Origin of the sequence: Amycolatopsis vancoresmycina, assembly GCF_000716785.1 — a bacterium.
Lineage (GTDB): Bacteria > Actinomycetota > Actinomycetes > Mycobacteriales > Pseudonocardiaceae > Amycolatopsis > Amycolatopsis vancoresmycina.
This window is the reverse complement of record NZ_JNYY01000053.1, coordinates 1-749: the sequence shown is the minus strand read 5'-3', so window position 1 is coordinate 749 and position 749 is coordinate 1. Positions and strand designations below refer to the sequence as shown.

The 749-nt window shown below is 66.2% G+C and carries 1 protein-coding gene; it reads left to right on the top strand.

Features of this window, described 5'->3' with window-relative positions; translation table 11 throughout:
• Positions 1-749: WXG100 family type VII secretion target (locus OO60_RS44275; protein WP_033263641.1), on the top strand; the 749-nt coding region annotated here is incomplete at both ends.

Sequence of the window (749 nt, the reverse complement as noted above, 5' to 3'; positions counted from 1 at the left end):
TCGGGGATTTCGCTGCTGGAGTCGGCGAACGATCTGAAGTCGGCCATCGAGAGCGGTGATTGGGCGTCGGTCGCGATGGGGGCGGTCGGGACGGCGCTGGATGCGTTGTCGATGGCGATGGATCCGTTCGGGGCGATCCTGGCTGCCGGGGTCGGGTGGCTGATGGAGCACGTCGGTCCGTTGAAGGAGGCGCTGAACGGGCTGACCGGTAATGCGGATGAGATTGCGGCGCAGTCGGAGACGTGGAAGAACGTCGCCACCGAGCTGGGCAGTGTGGGTGCGGATCTGACCGGGATGGTCAAGGCCGACACGGTGTCGTGGACCGGGAACGCGGCTGACACCTATCGGCAGCGGGCGCAGGACACGGTGACGTTGCTGGAGACGGCGCAGAAGGGCTGTGAGGGCGCGTCCAGCGGGGTCAAAACCGCCGGTGAGGTGGTCGCGGCGGTGCGGGCGTTGGTGCGGGACATCATCGCGGAGCTGGTCGGGCATTTGATCAGCTGGGCCTTGCAGGTGCTGTTCACGTTGGGTATCGGGTTGACGTGGGTGGTGCCGCAGGTGGTCGGTGCGGTGGCGAAGACCGCGTCGAAGATCGCCGATTTGGTGAAGCGGCTGGTGACGGCGTTGAAGGCGCTGGTTCCGCTGCTGAAGCGGGCGGGTGATTTGTTCGCGGATGCGGCGAAGGCGTTGAAGAACATCAAGCCGGGTAAGGCTGCGCCGCCGCCGAAGCACGCCGACATCAAGAGCGG